The 23,794-nt window shown below is 40.4% G+C and carries 20 protein-coding genes and 1 pseudogene; 18 read left to right on the forward strand and 3 right to left on the reverse strand.

Going from position 1 to position 23,794, the window contains the following annotated elements; translation table 11 throughout:
• The first annotated feature begins 106 nt into the window (after positions 1–106).
• The 6 genes from ANG_RS03065 (at position 107) to recG (ending at position 9,283) form a co-directional block, all read left to right on the forward strand.
• On the forward strand, positions 107–1,954 hold the full coding sequence (locus ANG_RS03065; protein ID WP_003035537.1) for an APC family permease: 1,848 nt from the start codon (positions 107–109) through the stop codon (positions 1,952–1,954).
• 126 nt (positions 1,955–2,080) lie between these two features.
• Positions 2,081–4,600, forward strand: coding sequence for a preprotein translocase subunit SecA (gene secA / locus ANG_RS03070; RefSeq protein WP_003035498.1), 2,520 nt, complete (start codon positions 2,081–2,083; stop codon positions 4,598–4,600).
• A gap of 22 nt (positions 4,601–4,622) precedes the next feature.
• Positions 4,623–5,663 carry a 3-deoxy-7-phosphoheptulonate synthase gene (locus ANG_RS03075; protein ID WP_025271654.1) on the forward strand — a complete coding sequence of 347 codons (1,041 nt, stop codon included), beginning with the start codon at positions 4,623–4,625 and terminating at the stop codon, positions 5,661–5,663.
• A 41-nt stretch (positions 5,664–5,704) separates the two neighbouring features.
• Positions 5,705–6,070, forward strand: coding sequence for a holo-ACP synthase (gene acpS / locus ANG_RS03080; RefSeq protein WP_025271655.1), 366 nt, complete (start codon positions 5,705–5,707; stop codon positions 6,068–6,070).
• Positions 6,057–7,163, forward strand: a complete 1,107-nt coding sequence (alr, locus tag ANG_RS03085; protein ID WP_003035546.1) for an alanine racemase — start codon at positions 6,057–6,059, stop codon at positions 7,161–7,163. The genes acpS and alr overlap by 14 nt, the downstream gene beginning before the upstream one ends.
• Before the next feature lie 104 nt (positions 7,164–7,267).
• Positions 7,268–9,283, forward strand: a complete 2,016-nt coding sequence (gene recG / locus ANG_RS03090; RefSeq protein WP_003035488.1) for an ATP-dependent DNA helicase RecG — start codon at positions 7,268–7,270, stop codon at positions 9,281–9,283.
• 320 nt (positions 9,284–9,603) lie between these two features.
• Here recG and ANG_RS03095 read toward each other — a convergent pair whose 3' ends face one another.
• Positions 9,604–10,566 (reverse strand): asparaginase, encoded by a 963-nt coding sequence (locus ANG_RS03095; protein WP_003035568.1) that lies wholly within the window; start codon positions 10,564–10,566, stop codon positions 9,604–9,606.
• Positions 10,567–10,630: 64 nt separating this feature from the next.
• Here ANG_RS03095 and ANG_RS03100 point away from each other — a divergent pair, with 64 nt between their 5' ends.
• Entirely contained in the window at positions 10,631–12,019 is a 1,389-nt protein-coding gene (locus ANG_RS03100) for a Cof-type HAD-IIB family hydrolase (RefSeq protein ID WP_003035466.1), read from the forward strand.
• Between the two features lie 45 nt (positions 12,020–12,064).
• On the opposite strand, the gene ANG_RS03105 is transcribed toward ANG_RS03100, so the two are convergent.
• Complete coding sequence (locus ANG_RS03105) at positions 12,065–12,517, reverse strand: universal stress protein (protein WP_003028799.1); 453 nt, start codon at positions 12,515–12,517, stop codon at positions 12,065–12,067.
• Between the two features lie 151 nt (positions 12,518–12,668).
• Here ANG_RS03105 and ANG_RS03110 point away from each other — a divergent pair, with 151 nt between their 5' ends.
• The 8 genes and pseudogenes from ANG_RS03110 to ANG_RS03145 all read left to right on the forward strand — a co-directional run bounded on the left by ANG_RS03110 (position 12,669) and on the right by ANG_RS03145 (position 20,965).
• Complete coding sequence (locus ANG_RS03110) at positions 12,669–13,883, forward strand: pyridoxal phosphate-dependent aminotransferase (protein WP_003035582.1); 1,215 nt, start codon at positions 12,669–12,671, stop codon at positions 13,881–13,883.
• 161 nt (positions 13,884–14,044) lie between these two features.
• On the forward strand, positions 14,045–14,833 hold the full coding sequence (gene codY, locus ANG_RS03115; protein ID WP_003035535.1) for a GTP-sensing pleiotropic transcriptional regulator CodY: 789 nt from the start codon (positions 14,045–14,047) through the stop codon (positions 14,831–14,833).
• A complete protein-coding gene (locus ANG_RS03120; RefSeq protein ID WP_022527097.1) occupies positions 14,833–15,408 on the forward strand; it encodes a cysteine hydrolase family protein in 576 nt (191 codons plus the stop codon). The genes codY and ANG_RS03120 overlap by 1 nt, the downstream gene beginning before the upstream one ends.
• A gap of 304 nt (positions 15,409–15,712) precedes the next feature.
• Positions 15,713–16,702: pseudogene (locus ANG_RS03125) on the forward strand (amino acid--tRNA ligase-related protein); the annotation flags it as partial.
• Positions 16,703–16,778: 76 nt separating this feature from the next.
• Positions 16,779–17,081: an Asp-tRNA(Asn)/Glu-tRNA(Gln) amidotransferase subunit GatC gene (gene gatC / locus ANG_RS03130; protein WP_003026120.1), complete on the forward strand. Its 303-nt coding sequence runs from the start codon at positions 16,779–16,781 to the stop codon at positions 17,079–17,081.
• Positions 17,081–18,547 (forward strand): Asp-tRNA(Asn)/Glu-tRNA(Gln) amidotransferase subunit GatA, encoded by a 1,467-nt coding sequence (gene gatA, locus ANG_RS03135; RefSeq protein ID WP_003035492.1) that lies wholly within the window; start codon positions 17,081–17,083, stop codon positions 18,545–18,547. Before gatC ends, gatA begins: the two co-directional genes overlap by 1 nt.
• Positions 18,547–19,980 (forward strand): Asp-tRNA(Asn)/Glu-tRNA(Gln) amidotransferase subunit GatB, encoded by a 1,434-nt coding sequence (gatB, locus tag ANG_RS03140; RefSeq protein WP_025271657.1) that lies wholly within the window; start codon positions 18,547–18,549, stop codon positions 19,978–19,980. Before gatA ends, gatB begins: the two co-directional genes overlap by 1 nt.
• A 73-nt stretch (positions 19,981–20,053) precedes the next feature.
• A complete protein-coding gene (locus ANG_RS03145; protein ID WP_020999783.1) occupies positions 20,054–20,965 on the forward strand; it encodes a DMT family transporter in 912 nt (303 codons plus the stop codon).
• Between the two features lie 30 nt (positions 20,966–20,995).
• Here ANG_RS03145 and ANG_RS03150 read toward each other — a convergent pair whose 3' ends face one another.
• A complete protein-coding gene (locus tag ANG_RS03150; protein ID WP_006268538.1) occupies positions 20,996–21,622 on the reverse strand; it encodes a TVP38/TMEM64 family protein in 627 nt (208 codons plus the stop codon).
• Positions 21,623–21,771: 149 nt separating this feature from the next.
• Between ANG_RS03150 and ANG_RS03155 the strand changes: the two genes are divergently transcribed.
• The 3 genes from ANG_RS03155 (at position 21,772) to yhbY (ending at position 23,783) form a co-directional block, all read left to right on the forward strand.
• The gene (locus ANG_RS03155) at positions 21,772–22,299 is read left to right on the forward strand and encodes a YqeG family HAD IIIA-type phosphatase (protein ID WP_006268360.1); all 528 of its coding nucleotides are present in this window, start codon (positions 21,772–21,774) and stop codon (positions 22,297–22,299) included.
• Between the two features lie 2 nt (positions 22,300–22,301).
• A complete protein-coding gene (gene yqeH, locus ANG_RS03160; RefSeq protein ID WP_020999404.1) occupies positions 22,302–23,408 on the forward strand; it encodes a ribosome biogenesis GTPase YqeH in 1,107 nt (368 codons plus the stop codon).
• A gap of 63 nt (positions 23,409–23,471) precedes the next feature.
• Complete coding sequence (gene yhbY / locus ANG_RS03165) at positions 23,472–23,783, forward strand: ribosome assembly RNA-binding protein YhbY (protein ID WP_003039538.1); 312 nt, start codon at positions 23,472–23,474, stop codon at positions 23,781–23,783.
• Positions 23,784–23,794 lie beyond the last annotated feature (11 nt).

Genomic DNA, 23,794 nt, shown 5'->3' on the forward strand with positions numbered 1-23,794 from the left:
CAGAAATTATCAGTTATATTAAAAAATGATGTCATTTTCAGAAAACGTTGATAGTATTTCAAAAAAGCGTTATAATGGCTGATATTGAAAAATTTAGGAGAAAAAGATGTTTTCCAAGTTGAAGAATATTTTTATTGGTCGACCTTTGAAATCAAGCGATGAGGGAGAAGAAGGGAACTTATTAACAAAACTGCAAGCTCTGGCTATGTTGTCAAGCGATGCTCTATCTTCGATTGCCTATGGTCCTGAACAAGTTGTTTTGGTTTTGGTATCCGTATCTGCTGGCGCGATTTGGTGGTCGTTACCAATTGGTATTGTGGTGCTGATTTTGCTGGCCAGTTTAACCATTTCATATCGTCAGGTGATTCATGCTTACCCACAAGGCGGTGGGGCTTATATGGTTACAACGGAAAATCTTTCACCAAAAGCTGGTCTAGTTTCAGGTGGTAGTTTGCTAGTTGATTATATGTTGACAGTAGCGGTATCTGTTTCGTCTGGGGCGGATGCGATTACGTCAGCAATTCCTGCTTTGCATCCGTACAATTTGCACATTTCGATTATTTTAGTGTTGGTTTTAATGCTAATGAACTTACGCGGACTGCGAGAATCTGCGGTTTCTCTGATGATACCAGTCTACTTGTTTATTGCAAGTACTGTTTTCTTGATTGGCTTTGGTTTATTGCAATTATTACTGGGGAACTTATCCTACCATGCAACAGCTCCTATCGGAAAATCTATTTCAGGTGTCAGCTTAGTGCTCCTGCTACGCGCTTTCACGAGTGGTTCGGCTTCTCTGACAGGTGTGGAAGCTATTTCAAATTCTGTACCATTTTTCAAAACACCCAAAGCTGAAAATGCAGCGAAAACCTTGGCAATTATGGCAGCCATTTTAGGTTTCATGTTTGCTGGCATTACCTTTTTGAATTACTGGATTGGAATCGTTCCGGTAAAAGGTGTTACAACGCTCGCTCAAATGGCGCAAGCTATTTTGGGAAATTCACCTGTTGGACGACTTCTATTTTATATATTCCAACTGTCAACAGCGCTTATCCTTGCTGTAGCGGCTAATACAGGTTTTTCGGCCTTTCCCATGTTATCCTACAATATGGCAAAAAATAAATATATGCCACACATGTATATGGAAAAAGGAGCACGCCTTGGTTATTCAAATGGGATTCTGACTTTAGCTATCGGTGCTATTCTTCTTTTGCTAATTTTTAATGGGAATACTGAACGGCTCATTCCACTTTATACCATTGGTGTATTTGTGCCTTTTGCTCTTTCTCAAACGGGAATGGTCGTGCATTGGCGCAAGCAGTATGGAAAACATTTCTTGAAATATTCAGTAGCAAATATTTTAGGCGCTGGGATTTGTTACACCATTGTAGCGATTTTGCTACTTTTTCGTTTGCGAGATATTTGGCCATTCTTTCCGATTATCATCGTTTTATTATGGATTTTCTTGAGTATTAAAAATCATTACAATAAAGTGGCGAAACAGCTGCGTTTGAATGAAGAAATTGAACGCGTAGACTATGCAGGAAATCTGGTTTTGGTGCTTGTTGGAAATGTCACGCGTGTTAGTGTCGGTGCGATGAATTATGCGCGTAGCATTGGTGATGAGGTGATTGCCATGCATGTATCTACCAAAGAAACACAAGAAAAAGATGAAGAAGTAGCCAGTGAATTTAAACAATATTTTCCGGATATTCAATTTGTAAATGTGGAAACAAGCTACCGTAATATCATCAGACCAACCGTACAGTATGTGACAAAAATCGCTCGTGGTGCGCAGAAGAAAGGTTATACCGTAACAGTGCTAGTACCACAATTCATTCCAAATCATAGTTGGCAAAACATGCTACACAATCAAATGAGCTTGAAATTGAAATATTTCCTCAGATGGCATGAAAATGTCGTTGTAGCCAGCTATTCTTATCACTTAAAAGAGTAAGAACATAAAACGGCAGTTTTGAATGGAACTGCCGTTTTATCCTTTTATTTTCTTGAAAGATACAGTGAAAAATGCTATAATGAAAAGAACATTTTAAAATAAGAATTATTACAAGTAAGGAAAGAAATGGCAAATATTTTAAGAACAATTATCGAAAATGATAAAGGTGAATTAAGAAGATTAGAAAAAATGGCAAAGAAAGTCATGGCGTATGAAGATGAAATGGCTGCTTTGTCAGATGAAGCTTTGAAAGCAAAGACGGATGAATTTAAGCAACGGTATCAAAATGGCGAGTCATTAGATGACTTGCTTTATGAAGCTTTTGCGGTTGTTCGTGAAGGGGCAAAGCGCGTGTTGGGCCTCTTCCCATACCCCGTACAGATTATGGGAGGGATTGTCTTGCACCATGGAGATGTACCAGAAATGCGTACTGGAGAAGGAAAAACTTTGACAGCGACCATGCCGGTTTATCTGAATGCATTATCTGGTGAAGGTGTCCATGTTGTTACAGTCAATGAATACTTGACAGAACGTGACGCAACTGAAATGGGTGAATTGTACTCTTGGTTGGGACTTTCTGTTGGTATTAACCTTGCTGCAAAGTCATCAGCAGAAAAGAAAGAAGCCTATGCTTGCGATATTACCTATTCAACGAATGCAGAGATTGGGTTTGATTATTTGCGCGACAATATGGTAGTGCGTGCTGAAAATATGGTGCAACGCCCACTTAACTATGCTTTGGTTGATGAAGTGGACTCTATTTTGATTGATGAAGCTCGTACACCTTTAATTGTGTCCGGACCAACTTCGTCTGATACAAATCAGCTTTATCATATGGCGGATAGCTTTGTAAAATCATTAAATAAAGATGATTATATTATTGATGTTCAGTCTAAAACTATTGGACTTTCTGATTCGGGGATTGATAAGGCAGAAAGTTATTTCAAACTAGAAAACCTGTATGACATTGAAAATGTAGCACTGACTCATTTTGTTGACAATGCTCTTCGTGCAAATTATATTATGCTGTTGGACATTGACTATGTGGTTAGTGAAGAACAGGAAATTTTGATTGTTGACCAATTTACAGGTCGGACAATGGAAGGTCGCCGCTATTCTGATGGACTCCACCAAGCAATTGAAGCAAAAGAAGGTGTGCCAATTCAGGATGAAACGAAGACTTCGGCTTCTATCACTTACCAAAATCTATTCCGTATGTACAAGAAATTGTCAGGAATGACAGGGACAGCTAAGACAGAAGAGGAAGAATTCCGCGAAACTTATAACATTCGAGTAATTCCAATTCCTACCAACCGTCCGGTGGCTCGTATTGATCACCCAGACCTTCTTTATCCAAGTATTGAATCAAAATTTAAAGCAGTTGTCCAAGATGTGAAAGCTCGTCATGAAAAAGGACAACCTGTACTTGTTGGGACAGTTGCTGTTGAAACGAGTGATTATATTTCTAAAAAATTAGTCGAAGCTGGAGTTCCTCATGAAGTATTGAATGCGAAAAATCACTATAAAGAAGCGCAAATCATCATGAATGCCGGGCAACGTGGTGCGGTAACGATTGCAACCAATATGGCTGGTCGTGGTACAGATATTAAGCTTGGTGAAGGGGTTCGTGAACTTGGTGGACTTTGTGTTATTGGTACAGAACGACATGAAAGCCGTCGTATTGATAATCAGCTTCGTGGTCGTTCAGGTCGTCAAGGAGATCCTGGTGAATCACAATTCTACCTATCACTTGAAGATGAGCTTATGCGTCGCTTTGGATCGGAACGGATTAAAGCTGTTTTGGATCGCATGAACCTTAGCGAAGAAGAGTCTGTCATCAAATCTCGTATGCTGACGCGCCAAGTAGAAGGAGCTCAAAAGCGTGTTGAAGGGAACAACTATGATACACGTAAACAAGTCCTTCAATATGATGATGTTATGCGTGAGCAACGTGAAATTATCTATGCGCAGCGCTATGATGTCATTACGGCTGATCGTGATTTGGCACCGGAAATTCATGCCATGATGAAGCGAACAATCAACCGTTTTGTGGATGGCAACAGTCGTGCAGAACAAGATGAAAAATTAGAAGCAATTGTTAATTTTGCAAAATACAATCTTGTTCCAGAAGAATCTATTGAAATCGCAGATTTAGAAGGCTTGTCTGATGAAGATATCAAGGCTGATTTATACAAACGTGCCTTGGAGGTTTACGATAGTCAAGTGGCGAAACTTCGCGATGAGGATTCCGTCAGAGAATTCCAAAAAGTTCTGATTTTGCGCGTCGTGGATAGCAAATGGACTGATCACATTGATGCTTTGGATCAACTTCGGAATGCAGTTGGACTTCGTGGTTATGCTCAAAATAACCCAGTCGTTGAATACCAAGCTGAAAGTTTCCGTATGTTTAATGATATGATTGGTTCGATCGAATTTGATGTGACGCGTTTGATGATGAAGGCTCAAATTCACGAGCAAGAACGTCCACGTACGGAGCATCATATCAGCACAACAGCGACACGCAATATTTCAGCACAAAAATCAGGCTTACCGAGCGATATTGATTTGACAAAAGTGAAGCGCAATGACTTGTGTCCATGTGGTTCTGGTAAGAAATTTAAAAATTGTCATGGACGCCACAGATAAGTAGTGTAAAGAGGGGAAGATTATGACATTTAAGGCAACTAGCGAGCCAATTGATGTAGCAAAGGTTCGTAATTTATCAAAGTTAGAAGGAGAGGCTTTAGCTAAAAAAAAGGCACGAGATCGTGAGTTAAATGCCATTATCCGTGGAGAAGATGACCGCATTCTGTTGGTCATTGGTCCGTGTTCTTCTGATAATGAAGCGGCTGTCCTAGAATATGCAAAGCGCCTATCTGCCCTCCAAGAAGAGGTGAAAGACCGTATTTTCATGGTTATGCGCGTGTATACAGCTAAGCCTCGCACCAATGGCGATGGTTATAAAGGATTGATTCATCAACCGAATGCTAAGGCTGCTCCAAGCTTAATTAATGGGATTAAGGCTGTCCGGAATTTGCATTATCGTGTTATTACGGAGACGGGAATGACGACAGCTGATGAAATGCTCTATCCAGAAAATCTTCCTTTGGTAGATGAGTTGATTTCATATATGGCAGTTGGAGCTCGTTCTGTGGAAGATCAGCAACACCGTTTTGTCGCTAGTGGGGCTGATGTTGCGACCGGTTTGAAAAATCCTACGTCTGGCAATCTCAATGTCATGTTTAACGGGATTTACGCAGCGCAAAACAAGCAAAGTTTCTTGTTTGCTGGTAAGGAAGTAGAAACTTCAGGAAATCCTTTGGCACACGCTATTCTGCGTGGTGGGCTTGATGAGTATGGAAAAAACATTCCAAACTATTACTATGATAATTTGCTGGATACGATTGACCAATATGAAAAAATGGGTTTGGAAAATCCTTTCATCATCATCGATACCAATCATGATAACTCTGGTAAGCAGTATTTAGAGCAGGTGCGGATTGTCCGTCAAACCTTAATCAATCGTGACTGGAATGAGAAAATCAAAAAAGTTGTACGCGGCTTTATGATTGAGTCTTACTTAGAAGACGGCCGTCAAAACGAGCCTGAGGTGTTTGGAAAATCCATCACAGACCCCTGTTTGGGTTGGGATAATACAGTCAGATTAGTCAAGGAAATTTACACTACCCTATCTAAAAATGAAAAATAAAAAGGATGGAGTTGAGACTAGTCTCAACTCTTTTTAAAAAGATGATTAAAGGACATGGTATTGATATAGAGGAAATTTCTTCTATTCAAAAAGTTTATGAAAAAAATGCTCGCTTTGCTAAGAAAGTTTTGACAGCCGCAGAATTTGACCGATTTGAAAAACTGACTGGTAAGCGAAAAATGGAATATTTGGCGGGGCGTTGGTCTGCTAAAGAGGCTTTTTCTAAAGCGTGGGGGACTGGTATCGGCTGTGTCACTTTTCAGGATTTAGAAATTTTAAACGATGAAAAGGGAGCGCCTATTTTTAGCAAATCACCTTTTTCTGGCAAGGTCTGGGTGTCACTCAGCCACACAGATAATGTCGTCACAGCTAGTGTTATTTTGGAGGAACATCATGAAAACGAGTAATCATCGGCCTACTAAGGCTATTGTTGATTTGGCTGCTATTCAATTTAATATTAAACAAATTGCAGCGCATATTCCAGACAATGTAGAAAAATGGGCTGTTGTCAAGGCAGACGCCTATGGTCACGGTGCAGTTGCTGTTACGCAATCTATTGAGCCAATTGTGGATGGCTTTTGTGTTTCCAATATTGATGAAGCAGTAGAGCTGAGAGAAGCTGGTATTTCAAAAAAAATTCTGGTTCTGGGAGTATCAACTATCCAGTCTGTTCCGTTGGCAATTAAATACAAGATTACTAATACGGTGGCTAGTTTAGAATGGATTGATTTGCTTTTGAAGTCAGACATAGACCTAACTGGACTGGTTGTTCATATAAAAATTGATTCTGGAATGGGGCGGATTGGTTTTCGAAATAGCCAAGACGCTCAAGAAGCGATTCATCGTTTGGAAAAGGCAGGTGCTCAGGTCGAAGGAATTTTCACCCATTTTGCGACAGCTGATGAAGCAGATACGCAAAAATTTGAGGCACAGTTAGCACGTTTTAAAGAAATTTTAGGGCAATTAGAAACTATTCCACCGATTGTTCACGCTAGTAATTCGGCAACGACTCTGTGGCATAGTGAGACGATTATGAATGCAGTCCGTTTGGGCGATGTCATTTATGGGCTTAATCCAAGTGGAACCGTTTTGGAGCTGCCTTATGACATCAAACCAGCTCTTTCATTGGTTTCAGAATTGGTTCATGTCAAGCAATTAGAAGTAGGGGCAGATGTAGGGTACGGAGCTACTTATACAAGTGATAGTCTACAGTTTATTGGAACGATTCCGCTGGGCTATGCTGATGGCTGGACGCGAGATATGCAAGGCTTTAATGTTTTAGTTGACGGGAATCCTTGTCCCATTGTTGGACGCGTATCTATGGATCAGATTACTGTTCGTTTACCTCAGTTTTATCCTATTGGAACGTCAGTTGTCCTTATCGGTGAAAGTGGTAAAGAAGCTATTTCTGCAACAGATGTGGCAGAAAAACGGGAAACCATCAATTACGAGGTGGTTTGTTTGATCAGCGACCGCGTCCCTAGAGTTTACAAAGAATGAGTTGAAATCTAAAAGTAGTCGGAAACAATCCAAAGAGCTATTGGAGGGTGTCTGTTTTAGCCTGCTTTTATAAATTCTTAAGAAACAGAACTGAAAGAGGAATTATGAATTTACACCAACCTTTAACGGTTCTGCCGGGTGTAGGACCGAAATCTGCTAAAAAGTTTACTAGGCTGGGAATTGAAAACCTACAGGATTTACTACTCTATTTTCCATTTCGCTATGAAGATTTTAAAAGTAAGAATGTGTTAGAACTGGAAGATGGTGAAAAGGCGGTTATCTCAGGACTTGTCGTTACGCCAGCTAACGTGCAGTATTATGGCTATAAACGTAATCGTCTACGTTTTACTATAAAACAAGGCGAAGTGGTGCTTGCAGTCAATTTTTTTAACCAACCCTATCTGGTAGACAAAGTGGAGGTTGGTTCAACCATTTCTATTTTCGGGAAATGGGATAAAGCAAAAGCGAGTCTGACAGGTATGAAAATCTTAGCACAAGTGGAGGATGACTTACAGCCTGTCTATCGAGTGGCACAAGGGATTAGTCAAGCTAGTTTGGTGAAAGTCATTAAGACAGCTTTTGACCAAGGCTTAGAACTTCTGTTGGAAGAAAATCTGCCTCAAATTCTGCTGGAGCGCTATCAGTTAGTGGAACGCAGTCAGGCCGTACGAGCAATGCATTTTCCAAAAGACTTAACAGAATACAAACAAGCCTTGCGTCGGGTCAAGTTTGAAGAGCTTTTTTACTTTCAAATGCAGTTACAGGTCCTAAAGAGCGAAAGCAAGAATGCGAGTCAAGGGTTAGCTATTCCTTGGCGAGATGATTTATTAGAAAAAAAGCTGACACTGCTACCTTTTGAATTGACAGCTGCCCAGAAGCGGAGTCTTGATGAAATTCTACAAGATATGCAAGCACCAACCCACATGAACCGGCTTTTGCAAGGAGATGTCGGTAGTGGAAAGACGGTGGTTGCAGGTTTAGCCATGTATGCTACCTATACGGCTGGTTTTCAGTCTGCTCTTATGGTACCGACTGAAATTTTGGCAGAGCAGCATTTTGATAGCTTGAGCCAACTTTTTCCTGAACTACGGATAATTCTGTTGACAGGAGGAATGAAGCCGACAGAACGCAGACAAGCACTAGAAGCGATTGAGGCTGGTCAGGTAGATATGATTGTCGGTACTCATGCTTTGATTCAAGAAAGTGTGACATATCATCAGCTTGGTCTGGTGATTATTGATGAACAGCACCGCTTTGGAGTGGGACAGAGACGAATTTTGAGGGAAAAAGGAAATAATCCTGATGTGCTCATGATGACTGCAACGCCCATTCCTAGGACGCTTGCTATTACTGCTTTTGGTGATATGGATGTGTCAATTATTGACCAAATGCCAGCTGGGCGTAAGCCGATTATCACTCGTTGGGTCAAGCATGAGCAGCTGGAAGTAGTTCTGGATTGGTTGAGGAAAGAGCTGCAACGAGGTGCTCAGGTCTATGTCATCTCTCCTTTGATTGAGGAGTCGGAAGCTCTGGATCTGAAAAATGCTATTGCTTTGGAAGAGGAATTAAAGGCTTATTTCGGTGACAAAGCACAAGTAGCTCTGCTACATGGTAAAATGAAGAGCGAAGAAAAAGATACCATTATGCAGGATTTTAAGAAAGGAAAAATTGACATTCTGGTTTCCACGACTGTTATTGAAGTCGGTGTCAATGTCCCCAATGCTACGGTCATGCTAATCATGGATGCGGATCGATTTGGGCTCAGTCAGCTCCACCAGTTACGTGGTCGGGTAGGACGTGGAGACAAGCAATCTTATGCGGTTCTCGTGGCTAATCCTAAGACAGAATCCGGCAAGAAACGCATGAAAATCATGACGGAAACGACTAACGGTTTCGTCTTGGCTGAGGAAGATTTGAAAATGCGTGGCTCTGGTGAAATCTTCGGCACGCGTCAATCAGGGATTCCAGAGTTTCAAGTGGCGGATATTGTAGAGGATTATCCAATTTTAGAGGAGGCCAGAAAAGTCGCCAGTCAAATTGTGTCCACTCCTGATTGGCGAACGAATGCAGATTGGCATATTGTAGCGCTTCATTTGGACAAGCAGGACTACTTGGATTGATTTTAGTTTATCATCATATATAAACCAAAAAACTTCACCATTTGGATGAAGTTTTTTAAATTAAGTTTTCTGAAAGAAATCTATAAGCCTGCTTTAAGTTTTTCGGGCTATACTAAATTCATCAAAAAGAAAGAGGTAAGTCCAATGACAGTAAACATTAAAGTACATTATAACAAAACATTCAAAAAATCAGGAAAGGAATCAGAAATATATGGCAAATAACTAAAAACAAAAGAGCTAAAAACTTTTTTTCATAAATCTCCTAAACATAAAATATCCTAAGAAGCTTCGAAATATCGAAGCTTCTTATCTATGTAAAATTAACCTTCAATATAGTTTCTTAAGGCTTGTCCTCGCAGCCCAGCATTCAGAGCAATCAAGAGTTTGATACGAGCTTTAGGAGCATTGAGTTCTTTCACAAACATGATTCCTGATTCGTGTAACTTCACGCCGCCCCCTTCATAAGCGTAAACTGGCTCTGCAATGCCGTTAAAGCAACGAGATACAAGTGCAATTGGCAGTCCAGAATTCGCAAGTTGGCTGAGCTTTTGGGCAACTTCTTGTGGCAGATTTCCAGCACCAAAGGCTTCAACGATGAGACCGTTTATCTTTTCCAAGTCTAGCATATCAAGCAGTTCAGTTTTCATTCCAGCATAGGCTGGGATAATCGGTACTAACCCAGAAATTTTATCTAAATGAAAACGAACGCGTGGTTCAGCTGTTTTGAAATAGAGGATTTCTTGCTTCATAATCAGTCCGAGTGGTCCATGAGTTGGCGTTTGAAAAGTGCTGACATTGGTTGTATGCGTTTTGGTCACGTATTTGGCAGCATGGATTTCATCATTCATAACCACCAGAACGCCTTTTCCGCGTGCTTTGTCATCACTTGCTACACGAAGTGCAGATAAGTAATTGTAGACTCCGTCACTTCCCAGTTCATTAGAGCTTCGCATAGCACCAGTTAAGACGACAGGAATATCTGGAAGTTCCATGGTATCCAAAAAATAAGCTGTTTCTTCCAGAGTGTCCGTTCCATGAGTAATGACAACCCCGTCAAAATGCTTCCCATCTGTCTTGATTTTTTGATACAATTGCAGCATGTGCTGTGGTGTTATGTGAGGGCTAGGAATATTGAAAACATCAAGAGCCGTCACTTGAATGCCTTCTAAAGGAACTGCAACATGGTTCATGGGATTGTGTTCGTTTGTGATGACTTTTCCAGTAGTGTCCGCCTGCATGGAAATAGTACCGCCAGTATGTAAAACTAAAATTCTTTTGGTCATAAGTGAGCTTCTCCTGAATCTATGCTATAATTATTGTATCATAAAAGAAAGAGATGAGAAATGAATGGAAATCAAAGCAGTCTTTTTTGATATTGATGGGACGTTAGTAAATGATAGTCGGACGGTCTTGAAATCCACAAAACAAGCGATTCATAGTTTAAAACAGCAAGGTATTTTAGTTGGTTTAGCGACAGGAAGAGGTCCATTTTTTGTCCAATCTTTTATGGAGCAGTTGGATTTGGACTTTGCAGTAACCTATAATGGACAATATATTTTTTCAAAAGAGAAAGTCATTTCTGCCAAGCCAATTGATAAAACCAGTTTGCGTCACCTGATTCAGTATGCTCGCCAGCATAAAATAGAAATCTCGTTTGGAACAAAATCAGGAGTGATTGGCTCAAAAATCATGAGTTTTGGCATGAGCAAGTTTTCTCAATGGACCAGTCGTTTTGTTCCGAAAAAGATGACACACTTGGTCAATAAAAGTTTCAACAATGTGGTTAGCAAGGCACTTCCTCAACGGCAGGATGATTTATTGAAATCCATTCAAGAGCCGATTTATCAAGTACTGATGCTGGCAACACCAAAAGAAACACAAGCTATCGAAGCGGATTTTCCAGATTTAAAGTTTACTCGTAGCAGTCCTTTCGCAGCTGATATCGTCAATCAAGGAATGTCAAAGTTAGAAGGAATTAAGCTGGTCGGAAAAGAATACGGTTTTGACATCAATCAAGTCATGGCTTTTGGTGATTCTGATAATGATGTTGAGATGTTAGCGGGCGTTGGCATGTCTATTGCCATGGGAAATGGAACCAGTCGAGTGAAAGAAGTTGCAAAACACACAACCAGTAGCAATAGTCAGGATGGGATTCATAAAGCTTTGGAACACTTTGGCATTTTAGCGAGTGAAAAAGTCTTTATCAGTAGCGACCACCACTTTAATAAGGTCAAAGAATTTCATGGGATAATGGATGAATGCACGCAGGAAGAGCCCATCCTGTGGACAACAGAGGGTGCTCGTCATCGTGCAGGCTTCAAGGTAGAAGAATTAGTGGAATTTTTGCGGGCAGCTAGTCCTTCTGAAGAGGTCTTTGAACAGTCTGTTCAATCTTTGCACGAAGCTGTGGACAAAGCTGCTGAAAAAGTCAAAAAGAAGAGCAAAGCAGAGATGTCCTTAGTTGGGCAAGTAGATGCGTTGATTGATATGTTATATTTTACCTATGGCAGTTTTGTGTTAATGGGAGTGGATCCGGAATACTTGTTTGAGATTGTCCACCGAGCCAATATGGGTAAACTCTTCCCAGATGGCAAAGCGCACTTTGACCCAGTTACTCATAAAATTTTAAAACCAGATGATTGGGAAAAAAATTATGCACCGGAACCTGCTATCAAAAAAGAGCTTGAACGTCAAATTCAAGCCTATCAACGAAATTGTGAAAAAAATGAAGAATAAAAAAGAGGAGAGACTGGTTTATGCCAATCTCTCTTTATCTTTGTATTATAATGTTTTTTCCTTATCACGAACAACAAGCAAGTCAACTTTTGCGTGACGCAAGATGTATTCAGATGAAGAGCCAACTAGTAACCGTTCAAAGGCGTTGAGCCCAGTAGCACCAACCATGATGAGGTCAACTTTTTGTTCTTCTGGAATATCTGTTGCAAGAAGGGTTTTCGGATTTCCCATTTCAACAACTGTGACAACATTTCCCACACCAGCTTCTTTGGCTTTTTCAGCATATTGATCCATGAGTTTTTTTGCGTCTTCTTGTAATTCTTCATAGACTTCTGCATCAAATGTAGAAACGCTTTGCAAGGCACGTGTATCAATTACATGGGCAATCGTTAGGCGTGAATTATTTCTCAGCGCCACATTTACGCCCTTTTCAAAAGCAAGCTCAGCTTCGTGAGAACCGTCAACAGCGACCATAATGTTTTGATATCTTTGTAGCATAGGAATACCTCCATTCTTTCTTTAGTTATATTGTAACCCTTTACATGAAAAAAGTAAAGCATTTTCATGCAGACTTTACAAGAAGTTTTTTAGATTTTTTAGAAAAATTGCGTTATAATAAATTGACTCTTTTGAAATGAGGAAAAATTCGATGAAAGAATTTAATAAATCAACAAAATTAGAACATGTGGCTTATGATATTCGTGGTCCCGTCTTAGAAGAAGCTATGCGGATGCGTGCAAACGGTGAGAAAATCCTTCGGTTGAACACAGGAAACCCAGCTGAGTTTGGTTTTACAGCGCCAGATGAGGTGATTCATGACTTGATTATGAATGCGCGTGATAGTGAGGGATATTCTGACTCGAAAGGGATTTTTTCTGCTCGGAAAGCTATTATGCAATATTGTCAATTGAAAAATATTCCTAATGTTGATATTGAAGATGTTTACCTTGGAAATGGGGTTAGCGAGCTGATTGTCATGTCTATGCAAGGTTTGTTAGATAATGGCGATGAGGTATTGGTTCCGATGCCGGATTATCCACTCTGGACCGCAGCGGTCAGTTTAGCAGGAGGAAATGCAGTTCATTATCTTTGTGATGAAGCGGCAGATTGGTATCCAGATATTGATGACATCAAATCAAAAATTACCTCTAATACAAAGGCTATTGTCGTTATCAACCCAAACAATCCGACAGGAGCCTTGTATCCTAAGGCAGTGTTAGAAGAACTTGTTGAAGTTGCGCGGCAAAACAACTTGATTATTTTTGCGGATGAGATTTATGACCGTTTAGTGATGGATGGTGAGAAACATACGGCTATCGCAAGTTTGGCTCCTGACCTTTTTTGTGTCAGCATGAATGGCTTGTCTAAATCGCACCGTATCGCGGGTTTTCGTGTAGGGTGGATGGTGCTATCTGGACCAAAATATCATGTAAAAGATTATATTGAAGGGCTGAATATGCTATCCAATATGCGGTTGTGTTCAAATGTCTTATCTCAGCATGTGGTACAAACGTCACTCGGCGGTTATCAATCAGTCGATGAATTGTTGCTTCCTGGTGGTCGTATTTATGAGCAACGGAATTTTATTTACAAGGCTATCAATGAAATTCCGGGTTTGTCGGCAACCAAACCTAAAGCGGGGCTTTATATTTTTCCCAAAATTGATAGAGAAATGTATCGAGTAGATGACGATGAGCAATTCGTGCTGGATTTCTTAAAGCAAGAAAAGATTTTACTGGTGCATGGACGGGGCTTTAATTGGAAAGATCCTGATCATTTCCGGATTGTTTATCTGCCTCGTGTAGATGAGTTAGCACAAATCCAAGAGAAGATGACTCGTTTCTTAAAACAATATCGACGATGATAAATGGCAGCCATTTGGCTGCTTTTTGTATCAGGCGTAGGTATCTCCGTTTTTATAGAAGTAACAAAGCATAATTGTACTTCAATAAACAATTTTCAGATAATTGTTGAAGATTAAAGCGCTTTATGGTATAATCAATAAGATTATATGCGAGGTAAATTATGGCAAACTTATTAGCAAAAACAAGAAAAATAACATCTATTTTGCGTCGTTCAGATGAGCGATTGCAGGATGAACTACCTTATAATGCAATTACCCAACAATTAGCTGAAATTATGGATTGCAATGCTTGTATTGTAAATAGCAAGGGTCGTCTTTTGGGGTATTTCATGCGCTACAAGACAAACAATGATCGTGTGGAAGCATTTTATCAAACGAAAATCTTCCCAGAAGAGTATGTTCGCACCGCAAATTTGATGTATGATACTGAGGCCAATCTTCCAGTCAATCATGATTTATCTATTTTTCCTATTGAGACAAAAGATGAATTTCCAGATGGCTTGACGACAATTTCACCAATTCATGTTTCTGGGATTCGTTTAGGGACATTGATTGTTTGGCGCAATGATAAAGAATTTGACGATGATGATTTGATCTTGGTTGAAATTGCAAGTACAGTGGTTGGTATTCAGCTACTCAACTTCCAACGAGAAGAAGATGAAAAAAATATTCGACGTCGAACAGCCGTAACTATGGCTGTAAATACTTTGTCTTATTCAGAACTACGAGCTGTTTCTGCTATTTTAGGTGAATTAAGTGGCAATGAAGGACAGCTAACAGCTTCAGTGATTGCAGATCGTATTGGCATTACGCGCTCAGTGATTGTCAATGCTCTACGTAAACTAGAAAGTGCAGGCATTATCGAAAGTCGTTCTCTAGGAATGAAAGGAACCTATCTTAAAGTTCTTATCCCCGATATCTTTGAAGAGATTAAAAAGCGAGATTACTGATGACAAAAGCATTGATTTCGATTGATTATACGGTGGATTTTGTGGCAGATGATGGCAAGTTGACAGCTGGAGCTCCAGCTCAGGCAATTTCTGAAGCTATTGCCCAAGTGACCGAGGCAGCTTTTGAGCGAGGAGATTATATCTTTTTTGCCATTGATGCCCATGACGAAGGAGATACTTTCCACCCGGAAAGTAAACTCTTTCCACCACATAACATCAAAGGCACTAGTGGACGTAACCTTTATGGACCGTTGGCGGATTTTTATCAGGAGCATAAAGCAGATTCTCGCGTCTTTTGGATGGATAAACGGCATTATTCAGCTTTTTCAGGAACAGATTTGGATATTCGTCTGCGAGAAAGAAAAGTTGACACGGTGATTTTGACTGGTGTTCTGACGGATATTTGCGTTCTCCACACAGCTATTGATGCCTATAATTTAGGGTATCAAATTGAGGTGGTAGAGTCTGCTGTAGCTTCTCTTTCGGAGGAAAATCATAAATTTGCACTAAACCACTTGCAAAATGTTTTAGGTTCGACTATAATAGATAACAATTTAAAAGTAAAAAAGCAGTAGAGTAGGTTTGTTGACTTGAACAGAGAGTGCTGAAAGCTGAGAGTAGCACCAAGGAAGCAAAATCCGAAGAACATACTGTCAATGATATAATGGTTTTTTCTATGCTATTTATGGTAAAGGATGATATTGTTTAAAACTATTATATCGTTGCAAGAAATTTGTGTGAATCAAAGCGCAAACGTCTGCTCACGTTACGAGCTAGAGGTTGCAATGCAACGAATAACAGTGGTACCACGGCTTTCGTCTGTTTTACAGGCGGAAGCCGTTTTTCTATAGCTCTGAATGTTTTAGCGTTTAGAGCTAAGGTATGCTCAAAGCTGTTGTCAAGAAAACTCATGGTTTGGAACTGACAGAAGCTTTTCCAACTATCAGTTATGAAGAAGCCATGAACCGCTTTGGTACAGATAAGCCAGATACGCGATTTGGTTTGGAATTAAAAAATCTGACCAATCTCTGTCAGGATAATCCCTCTATTTTGCTCAAACAGGCTTTTGCTCGTCATGAAGAATTATGGGGCATTTGTGTTCCAAATGCTGCGGATTCTTTCACGAAGAAGCAGCTCAGTCATTTCTATCAAGAAATGAAAGAATTTGGAGCTAGTAGGTTTACTAGTCTTAAGGTGGAAGCAGGTGAACTTCAAGGGGATTTGGCTTCGACTTTTGAGGCAGAAGCAGCTGCTTTCATAGACCGATTTGAAGCGCAAGACGGTGATTTGCTCTTACTGGTCATCGCCAAGAGAAGACAAGCTCAAGAAGCCTTGGAGCACTTGCGATTGGAGATTGCCAAACAATTAGACTTAATCGATCAGAGTCGACTGGACTTCCTTTGGGTGCTGGATTGGCCTTTGCTAGAGTGGAATGAGGAGCAAGAACGCTATCAAGCCATGCACCACCCATTCACCCAAGGAATTTTTGAAAATGAGCAAGAAGATTTAACTTCAATCAAAAGCCATGCCTATGATATTGTCCTTAATGGCTATGAAATTGGGGGCGGTAGTTTACGGATTCATGATCGAAAGAGTCAGGAAGCCATGTTTGAACTCTTGGGCATGGAAAAAGAAGATTACGAGCGTGACTTTGGCTTTTTCTTAGAAGCGCTTGATTATGGTTTTCCGCCGCATGGTGGCCTAGCGTTGGGCTTGGATCGACTGGTCATGATTTTAGCTGGTGAAGAAAATATTCGTCAGGTCATTGCCTTTCCTAAAAATGGAACTGGTTTTGATCCTATGCTAGAAAGTCCTAGCCAAGTAGATGCGAGTCAAGTGAAAGAACTTCATTTGGAATTGAAGAACTAAGCCTATTTGTGATAAAATAAGAAGATGATTGTTTTTCGGCTATGCTGAAAAATAAAAGAAGAGAAAGGAAACAGAGATGAAAATTACTCAAGAGGAAGTAACGCATGTTGCCCACTTGTCAAAACTAGCTTTTTCACCTGAAGAAACGGCAGAATTTGCGACAACTTTGTCAAAAATTGTGGACATGGTGGAGTTGTTAAATGAAGTTGATACGACTGGTGTGCCTTTTACATCAAATGTTGCAGAAAATGTTAACTATATGCGTGAAGATGTAGCAGTTGCAGGTTGGAATCGAGAAGAACTTTTCCAAAATGTTCCTGAAAAGGAGCGAGGCTATATCAAAGTGCCTGCTATTCTAGATGACGGAGGAGATGCCTAATGACTTTAAACCAAAAAACAATTGAAGAATTGCATGATCTCCTTGTCAAAAAGGAACTTTCAGCAGTTGAGCTGACGAAAGCTACTCTGGAAGATATTAAGAGTCGAGAAAGTTCCGTTGATAGCTTTATTACGATTAGTGAAGAAGAAGCATTGGCACAGGCAGCAGCAGTAGACGCGAAGGGAATTGATGCAGATAATTTTATGAGCGGGATTCCACTGGCTGTTAAGGACAATATTTCTACTAAGGGGATTTTAACGACAGCTGCGTCAAAAATTCTTTACAATTATAAACCAATTTTTGATGCAACCAGTGTAGAAAAACTCCATGAGAAAGATATGATTGTCATTGGTAAGACCAATATGGATGAATTTGCCATGGGCGGCTCCAGTGAAAATTCTTATTTTAAGACTACGAAAAATGCTTGGGACGCTACAAAAGTTCCCGGTGGTTCATCTGGTGGTTCAGCGACAGCAGTTGCTTCTGGTCAAGTTCGCCTGTCTCTAGGTTCTGATACCGGTGGTTCGATCCGTCAGCCAGCTTCCTTTAATGGAGTGGTCGGACTGAAGCCAACTTATGGGCGTGTTTCTCGTTTTGGACTCATTGCTTTTGGGAGCTCGTTGGATCAAATTGGACCTTTTTCTCGGACGGTTAAAGAAAATGCTCAGCTTTTGGGCGTAATTGCAGGAAATGATAAAAAAGACTCAACCTCTTCTCAACGAACTGTTCCTGATTTCACTAGTAAGATTGGTCAAGATATTAAAGGATTGAAAATTGCTCTTCCGAAAGAATATATGGGCGACGGGATTGATGAAAAAGTCAAGGAACGCATTTTAGCGGCTGCCAAGCATCTGGAAAGTTTGGGAGCGATTGTTGAAGAAGTTAGCCTGCCCCACAGCAAATACGGGGTAGCAGTCTATTATATCATCGCTTCTTCTGAAGCCAGCTCTAACTTGCAACGTTTTGACGGGATTCGTTATGGCTATCGGGCAGATGAGATTGAAAACTTAGAAGATGTTTATGTCAAGTCTCGTAGCCAAGGTTTCGGTGAGGAAGTGAAGCGCCGGATTATGCTCGGAACGTTTAGTCTATCTTCTGGTTATTACGATGCTTATTTCAAGAAAGCAGGTCAAGTTCGGACGCTCATTATGCAGGATTTTGCCAAGGTCTTTGAAAAGTATGACTTGATTTTGGGACCAACTGCGCCGACGGTTGCTTACGATTTAGGAACTCAAAGTCACGATCCAGTAGCTATGTATTTGGCTGACCTTTTGACCATTCCGGTCAATTTAGCAGGGCTTCCTGGCATTTCCATTCCAGCAGGCTTTGCGGATGGTCTGCCGGTTGGGCTGCAATTGATTGGAAATCATTTTGATGAAGAGACGATTTACCAAGTAGCAGCTGCTTTTGAAGCAACGACAGACTACCACAAGCAAAAACCAGTCATTTTTGGAGGTGAAAAATAATGAACTTTGAAACGATTATTGGACTAGAAGTCCACGTTGAATTAAAAACAAATTCAAAAATTTTCTCACCAGCACCAGCTCATTTCGGAGAAGATCCAAATACCAACACCAATATCATTGACTGGTCTTTCCCAGGTGTCCTGCCAGTGATGAACAAGGGAGTTATTGATTACGGTATCAAAGCTGCTCTGGCGCTCAATATGGATATTCATCAAAAAATGCACTTTGACCGCAAGAATTATTTTTATCCAGATAATCCTAAAGCCTATCAAATTTCTCAATTTGATGAGCCGATTGGCTACAATGGCTGGATTGAGATTGAACTAGAAGACGGTACGACTAAGAAAATTCGCATTGAGCGGGCTCATTTGGAAGAGGACGCTGGCAAGAACACTCATGGCAGCGATGGTTATTCTTATGTTGACCTTAATCGTCAAGGGGTGCCTTTGATTGAGATTGTTTCAGAAGCTGATATGCGCAGTCCAGAAGAAGCTTACGCTTACTTAACGGCGCTCAAAGAAATTATCCAGTATACGGGTATTTCTGACGTCAAAATGGAAGAAGGCTCCATGCGCGTGGATGCCAATATTTCTATCCGTCCTTATGGCCAAGAAGAGTTTGGAACCAAGACAGAATTGAAAAATCTTAATTCCTTCAATTTTGTTCGCAAGGGCTTGGTTTTTGAGGAAAAACGTCAGGCTGAGATTTTGCGTAGCGGTGGTCAGATTCGTCAAGAAACTCGCCGTTACGATGAAGCAACAGGTGAAACTCTTTTGATGCGGGTCAAGGAAGGTTCAGCTGATTATCGTTATTTCCCAGAGCCAGATTTACCAAACTTTGAGATTGATGACAGCTGGATTGAGGCGGTGCGTTCAGATTTACCAGCCTTTCCAAAAGAACGTCGGGCTAAGTACAAGGCAGATTTTGGATTGTCAGACTATGATGCCAAGCAATTAACAGCAACGAAGAACATCTCAGATTTCTTTGAAGCTGCAGTGACAGCGGGCGGAGACGCAAAATCTGTGTCAAACTGGCTCCAAGGTGAGGTCGCTCAGTACCTCAATGTGGAAGGTAAAACCATTGAAGAAATCGATTTGACACCAGTCAACTTGACTGAAATGTTGAGTTTGGTGGCAGACGGTACGATTTCCTCTAAAATTGCCAAAAAAGTCTTTGTTCATTTGGCGAAAAATGGTGGTTCAGCCAAGGAATACGTTGAAAAAGCTGGCTTGGTGCAGATTTCTGATCCAGCGCAGCTATTTCCAATCATTCAGGACGTTTTTGCTAACAATGAAAAAGCCATCAACGACTACAAGGGTGGTAACAAAAATGCAGCCAAATCCCTGATTGGTCAGCTCATGAAAGCTACCAAAGGTCAAGCCAATCCACAAGTAGCTCAAAAGCTGCTTAATGAGGAATTGGCGAAGTTGTAAAATCTAAAAAATCAGTCGTTTTGGCTGATTTTTTGTGATATAATCATAAAATGGAAAAGTTTAGGGGTAAGATATGTCAAAAATAACCAAAGGAACCATTTTAACGTTAATAGCGGGAATTGCATGGGGCTTGTCTGGGACGAGTGGTCAATACTTGATGGCGCATGGATTTCCGGTTTTAGTTTTAACAAATGTCCGACTTCTAATCGCAGGGGCTTTGTTGGTATTGTATATGGTGCTAGCTAATCGTAGAAAATTGATTGAAATGATAAAAGACCGAAAAGCAATAATGTCTTTAGCACTGTTTGCTTTGTTAGGATTGTTGCTCAATCAATTTTCTTATTTGAAGTCTATTTACGAAAGCAATGCAGGAACGGCTACTGTTTTACAATATGTCTGTCCGGTTGGAATCCTTGCTTACACTTGTCTCAAAGACCGTGTTGCACCTACTGTGACAGAAGTATTGTCTATGATATTAGCGGTTGGTGGTACTTTTTTGATTGCCACTCATGGACAACTCAATCACTTATCTGTCACGCCTGCAGGACTGTTCTGGGGACTGTTTGCGGCATTCACTTACGCTTTGTATATTCTTATTCCGATTCAGTTGATAAAGACATGGGGCAGTATTCCGGTGATTGGAGTGGGGATGATGTTCGCAGGCCTTGTTCTGACACCATTCAGCGGTATCTTGCATTTTCATTGGCGATTATCCATGGAAGTGTATCTAGCTTTAGCTGGGATTATTTTAGTGGGGACAATTCTCGCCTATACACTATTTCTCAAAGGAACCAGTTTAGTCGGACCTGTAAAATCAAGCCTTCTAGCGGCTGTTGAGCCTATATCGGCTGTATTTTTTGCCTTTCTCATTATGCACGAGCAATTTTATCTCGTAGATTTTGCTGGTATGTTTATGATTTTATCAGCAGTTGCCTTGATTTCTATAAAAGATTTGATATTAGAAAAAAGGAAAGGAATCTTATAAAAGGCAGAGCGAATCGCATTGCTCTGTCTTTCATTTTGAAAATAATTGCCAAAAGAAGTCGATGATGTATGTCAAACCGTAAGTATAGATGACAAGCGTGATGGGTTTGCACAAGACAATAATAATCATATATTTTTTAAAAGTCATTTTCGTAAGAGCAGCCAGCATACAGAGGAAGTCTGCTGGACTGATAGGCCAAATCATCATAAAGATGAAAAAACGTTCAAAACGATTGTCCTCGTCCAGCCAACCGATATACCTGTCGTAGGTGTGTTTGCTGACGACCGATTGGACAAAAGCGGGTCCGTAGGTACGTGCTAGGTAAAAAATAATAGCACAGCCGATGACAATTCCAACATAATTATAAATGGTTCCAATGATATGACCATAAATAAAAACACCAGCAACCGAAGTCAAAGCTCCAGGAATAATAGGAACAACTGTCTGTAGGATTTGCAGGAAAATAAAAAGTGGTGGTCCCCAAAATCCAGCCTGCTTAATAAAGGCGGACAGGGTTTCTTTAGATTGTAAAATGCCAGTATAATAGGCCCAGATACAGAAAATTACTGTTCCAACTGCTCCAACAATAGAAGCCCAGTTGATAAATTTTTGTAAAAGAGGGGAGACGGCAGTCATTTTCTTACTCGTATTTGCCATAAGTTCCTCCGTGTTAAATTCTCTATTCTTACTATAACATTTTTAAACATTTTTTGGCAAATTGTACATAAAATCGATGAAAAGATCTAGGGTGCGAAAACCTTTTTTTTATGTTAAAATAGGTAGAAGTATAATGTTTGGAGAGAAATGTGGCAATTGAAAACTACATGCCTGATTTTGCGATTGAGGCAGTTTATGATTTGACAGTTGAAAGTTTAAGAAAACACGGTATCAAGGCTGTTTTGGTGGATTTAGATAATACTCTTATCGCATGGAACAATCCCGATGGAACACCAGAAATGAAGCAGTGGCTTCACGATGTGCGAGATGCAGGGATTCGAATCATTGTGGTATCTAATAATACCAAAAAACGAGTGAAGCGAGCAGTTGAAAAATTTGGAATTGATTATGTTTGTTGGTCTATGAAGCCTTTTACTTGGGGGATTAATCGTGCGTTAAAGGAATTCCATTTTGAGAAAAACGAAGTGGTCATGGTAGGCGATCAGCTTATGACAGATATTCGAGCTGCTCACAGGGCTGGAATTCGTTCGATTTTGGTCAAGCCGCTGGTTGAGCATGATTCAATAAAAACTCAGATTAATCGGGCGCGTGAGCGGAGAGTTTTGAAAAAAATCACTAAAAAATATGGAATGATTGAATACAAAAAAGGAATTTAAACATGGAAGATATTCTCTGTATTGGGTGTGGAGCACCGATTCAGACAAAACACAAGGACAAGATGGGCTATACTCCTCAGTCCGCTTTGGAAAAGGGACTGGAGACAGGCGAACTGTACTGCCAGCGCTGTTTTCGTCTCCGTCACTACAACGAAATTACTGATGTGCAGCTGACAGACGATGATTTTCTTAGACTTCTCCACGAAGTGGGTGACAGTAATGCTCTCGTAGTCAATGTAGTAGATATTTTTGATTTTAATGGTTCGGTCATTCCAGGTTTACCACGCTTTGTGGCTGGTAATGATGTGCTGTTAGTTGGGAATAAAAAAGATATTCTTCCCAAGTCTGTTAAGACTAGCAAAGTGACCCAATGGTTGACAGAGAGGGCTCACGAGGAGGGTCTGCGTCCTGTTGATGTGGTTCTGACTTCAGCTCAAAACAAGCAAGCCATTAAAGAACTAATTGAAAAGATTGAGCAATATCGGAAAGGCCGAGATGTCTATGTGGTCGGTGTAACTAATGTTGGTAAGTCAACGCTAATCAATGCTATTATTCAGGAAATCACTGGGGATAAGGACATTATCACCACTTCCCGTTTTCCTGGCACTACTTTGGATAAGATTGAGATTCCTCTGGTTGATGGTAGTCATATCTACGACACACCTGGAATTATCCACCGCCACCAAATGGCTCATTATTTATCTGCTAAAAATCTCAAATATGTCAGCCCGAAAAAGGAAATCAAGCCCAAAACTTACCAACTCAATCCTGAACAAACCCTCTTTTTAGGAGGCTTGGGACGCTTTGATTTTGTGTCGGGTAACAAACAAGGTTTTACTGCTTATTTTGACAATGAACTCCAATTGCACCGCACCAAACTTGCGGGAGCGGGAGAATTTTATGAAAAGCATGTTGGTTCTTTGCTAACACCGCCCTCTAAAAAAGAAGTGGCAGATTTTCCGCAGCTAGTCAAGCATGAGTTGAAAATTGAAACCAAAACAGATGTAGTCTTTTCAGGTTTGGGCTGGATTCGTGTGATAGGACCAGCACAGATTGCAGTTTGGGCGCCAGAGGAAGTAGCAGTGGTGACCCGCAAAGCCATTATCTAAGAAGAAATGGCTGTTAGAAAAATAAAGAGAAGACAAACGAAATAAGAAACAAAAGAGGAATCTATGTCATTAACATCTAAACAGCGAGCTTTTTTAAATAGTCAAGCTCACAGTCTCAAACCAATCATTCAGATTGGCAAAAACGGCCTCAACGACCAGATTAAAACAAGTGTCCGTCAAGCTCTAGATGCTAGAGAATTGATTAAAGTGACTCTTCTGCAAAATACAGATGAGAATATTCATGAAGTAGCAGAAATTCTCGAAGAAGAAATCGGCGTGGACACTGTTCAAAAAATTGGTCGTATTTTGATTTTGTACAAGCAGTCTAGCAAAAAGGAAAACCGCAAAATTTCAGTAAAGGTAAAAGAAATTTAGAGGAAGTAGCC

It is taken from the genome of Streptococcus anginosus subsp. whileyi MAS624, from assembly GCF_000478925.1.
Taxonomy (GTDB): domain Bacteria; phylum Bacillota; class Bacilli; order Lactobacillales; family Streptococcaceae; genus Streptococcus; species Streptococcus whileyi.

Bases quoted from the DNA above. Each gene is read 5' to 3' on its own strand.
- ANG_RS03065 (WP_003035537.1), top strand. From the start codon at position 107: ATGTTTTCCAAGTTGAAGAATATTTTTATTGGTCGACCTTTGAAATCA.
- secA (WP_003035498.1), top strand. From the start codon at position 2,081: ATGGCAAATATTTTAAGAACAATTATCGAAAATGATAAAGGTGAATTA.
- ANG_RS03075 (WP_025271654.1), top strand. From the start codon at position 4,623: ATGACATTTAAGGCAACTAGCGAGCCAATTGATGTAGCAAAGGTTCGT.
- acpS (WP_025271655.1), top strand. From the start codon at position 5,705: ATGATTAAAGGACATGGTATTGATATAGAGGAAATTTCTTCTATTCAA.
- alr (WP_003035546.1), top strand. From the start codon at position 6,057: ATGAAAACGAGTAATCATCGGCCTACTAAGGCTATTGTTGATTTGGCT.
- recG (WP_003035488.1), top strand. From the start codon at position 7,268: ATGAATTTACACCAACCTTTAACGGTTCTGCCGGGTGTAGGACCGAAA.
- ANG_RS03095 (WP_003035568.1), bottom strand. From the start codon at position 10,566: ATGACCAAAAGAATTTTAGTTTTACATACTGGCGGTACTATTTCCATG.
- ANG_RS03100 (WP_003035466.1), top strand. From the start codon at position 10,631: ATGGAAATCAAAGCAGTCTTTTTTGATATTGATGGGACGTTAGTAAAT.
- ANG_RS03105 (WP_003028799.1), bottom strand. From the start codon at position 12,517: ATGCTACAAAGATATCAAAACATTATGGTCGCTGTTGACGGTTCTCAC.
- ANG_RS03110 (WP_003035582.1), top strand. From the start codon at position 12,669: ATGAAAGAATTTAATAAATCAACAAAATTAGAACATGTGGCTTATGAT.
- codY (WP_003035535.1), top strand. From the start codon at position 14,045: ATGGCAAACTTATTAGCAAAAACAAGAAAAATAACATCTATTTTGCGT.
- ANG_RS03120 (WP_022527097.1), top strand. From the start codon at position 14,833: ATGACAAAAGCATTGATTTCGATTGATTATACGGTGGATTTTGTGGCA.
- gatC (WP_003026120.1), top strand. From the start codon at position 16,779: ATGAAAATTACTCAAGAGGAAGTAACGCATGTTGCCCACTTGTCAAAA.
- gatA (WP_003035492.1), top strand. From the start codon at position 17,081: ATGACTTTAAACCAAAAAACAATTGAAGAATTGCATGATCTCCTTGTC.
- gatB (WP_025271657.1), top strand. From the start codon at position 18,547: ATGAACTTTGAAACGATTATTGGACTAGAAGTCCACGTTGAATTAAAA.
- ANG_RS03145 (WP_020999783.1), top strand. From the start codon at position 20,054: ATGTCAAAAATAACCAAAGGAACCATTTTAACGTTAATAGCGGGAATT.
- ANG_RS03150 (WP_006268538.1), bottom strand. From the start codon at position 21,622: ATGGCAAATACGAGTAAGAAAATGACTGCCGTCTCCCCTCTTTTACAA.
- yqeH (WP_020999404.1), top strand. From the start codon at position 22,302: ATGGAAGATATTCTCTGTATTGGGTGTGGAGCACCGATTCAGACAAAA.
- yhbY (WP_003039538.1), top strand. From the start codon at position 23,472: ATGTCATTAACATCTAAACAGCGAGCTTTTTTAAATAGTCAAGCTCAC.